The sequence below is a fragment of the Promineifilum sp. (SeqCode) genome (assembly GCF_041918635.1).
Classification (GTDB): Bacteria; Chloroflexota; Anaerolineae; order Promineifilales; family Promineifilaceae; genus Promineifilum.
In genome coordinates this window covers 1-1,898 of record NZ_JAYRVJ010000099.1, presented here as the reverse complement: position 1 = coordinate 1,898, position 1,898 = coordinate 1, and the positions used below count along the sequence as shown (strand labels likewise).

Annotated in this window: 2 protein-coding genes and 1 other RNA gene; 1 reads left to right on the top strand and 2 read right to left on the bottom strand. The window is 63.0% G+C overall.

From position 1 onward, the window contains the following. The first annotated feature begins 14 nt into the window (after nucleotides 1-14). A non-coding RNA gene (gene ssrS, locus ACE3UY_RS03285) (6S RNA) lies at nucleotides 15-192 on the top strand. A gap of 172 nt (nucleotides 193-364) precedes the next feature. On the opposite strand, the gene ACE3UY_RS03280 is transcribed toward ssrS, so the two are convergent. Beyond that, complete coding sequence (locus ACE3UY_RS03280; RefSeq protein WP_374686124.1) at nucleotides 365-1,252, bottom strand: diacylglycerol kinase family protein; 888 nt, start codon at nucleotides 1,250-1,252, stop codon at nucleotides 365-367. A gap of 97 nt (nucleotides 1,253-1,349) precedes the next feature. After that, nucleotides 1,350-1,898 (bottom strand): glycerophosphodiester phosphodiesterase (locus tag ACE3UY_RS03275; RefSeq protein WP_374686123.1); only part of this gene is annotated, 549 nt, incomplete at its 5' end.

The following is a 1,898-nucleotide window of genomic DNA, read 5'->3' as shown; positions in this document are numbered from 1 at the left end:
TATGCTAGTATCTGCTCACCCTGCTGTGCGCGAGAGTGTATCTAGCGTTGAGCCACTTATTTTTCCTTGGGAATTAGGATACGTAAGAGGGGATGTAGTAGCCGCAAGGCAAGGCAGTGTACCTCGAGACAAAATTCCCACCTGCGTGAGCAGGTTCAAACAATAGAACATTCACGGTATGGCGGGGGCGCTCTCATTACAGAACGACAGCCGATCGTGTTTTCCGGCAACCGCTGATGGCTTCCCAACCTCGGCGGTTTTTGTTTTCAGCAGAAAGATCTCACGCAAAGACGCAAAGAGCGCAAAGAGAAGAATTCTTTCTCTTCTTTGCGCTCTTTGCGTCTTTGCGTGAGATCTTTCTCCCCTAGGGTGTCAACAGAGTGACCTTTCCCGGCAGCACCCGGTAGCGCACCGTCTCGGCTGACTCGGCGAAGATCTCGCCGTCGGAATGGAGCGGCGTGCCGGGCCGGCTGCGCACGTCGATGGCGGTCACGCGGCGAAAGGTGACGGCCGGGTGCTCGATGTGCTTGCCCTGCATCAGCTTGAGCAAGATGGAGATGACCGCGCCCTTCGACACCTGTGGCGCAAAGACCATATCCAGCTGCCCATCATCCAGCAGCGCGCCGGGGGCCATCATGAAGCCGCCGGTGCGCGGGCTGTTGCAGACCGACAGCAGGTAGGCCGGCCCCTCGTAGCCGCCGCCGTCCCAGGCCAGCGTCATCGTCCACGGCTTCAGCTTGGCCAGCGCGCGGATAAGGGCCACGATGTAGCGTATCTCGCCGGAGAGGCGTTTCATCTTGATGTTTTCCAGCGTCACCATCGGCTCCATGGCCGCGGCGCTGTTGTTGATGAAAAAGCGATCGTTGACCTGCCCGGCGTCGATCTGGCGCGTGCGACCGGCGGCGATGACGGCCACGCTCGCGGCGATCTCCTTCGGCAGTCCGGCCATCAGGTTGAAGTCGTTGGCCGTGCCCAGCGGCACGATGCCGAACGGCTTGGTTGGCCCGTCCCCCGCCGCCCGCAGCAGACCGTTGATGACCTCGTTGATCGTCCCGTCGCCGCCAGCGGCGATGACCGCATCGTAGCCGGCGCGCGCGGCGGCCTCGGCCTCGTCGATGCCCTGGTTGACCGTCTGCGTGATGACCAGATCGCAGTCGACCCCGGCGGCGCGGAAAGCGGCCTCGGTGGCCGGGGCCTGCGCCTTCGCGCCCCAGCGGTTGGCGTAGGGGTTGAGAATGACTTTAACGCGCATGGTTGAGTTGAGAGTTGTTAGTTGTTAGTTGATAGTTGGCGGTCGTTGGCCGTTGGTTCTAGATTACCCTACTGACCTACTACGTACTGCTTACTGATCACTGTTCTCCCAACGCCGCCCGAATCACTCCCGGTCTGTTGGTGATGATGCCAGCCACGCCCAGGCGGGCCAGGCGGCGCGCTTCGTCCGGGTCATCGACCGTCCAGGTGTTGACCCGCACCCCACGGCGGCGCGCCCAACCCATCAGTTCTTCATCGACCAACGTGTGGTCGGGGTGGTCGGCCTCGGCCCGCACCAGCGTGTGTGACAGCCGGAACAGGCGGCTCTCGCGCAGATGGGCGACGGGGACGGAGGCCGGTAAGTGGCGGCGCGCCAGGCGCACGACAAACGGGCTAAAGGACGAGATGAGCACGCGGTCGGCCACGGCGTGGGCGACAATGCGTTGGGCCACGGCCTCGGACAGACCGCCGTCGCTCAGACCCAGCGCCTTCAGTTCGACGTTATAGAGCGTACGCCGGCCCAGCAACTCAAAGATGTCGTCCAAGGTGGGGATGGGGTGTTCGCCGTCGATGGTCAGCAGTTGCAGTTCGGCCAGCGTCATATCGGCCACGCGGCCGGCGCCATCGCAGGTGCGATCCACCGTGTC

Bases quoted from the DNA above. Each gene is read 5' to 3' on its own strand.
- ACE3UY_RS03280 (WP_374686124.1), bottom strand. From the start codon at position 1,252: ATGCGCGTTAAAGTCATTCTCAACCCCTACGCCAACCGCTGGGGCGCG.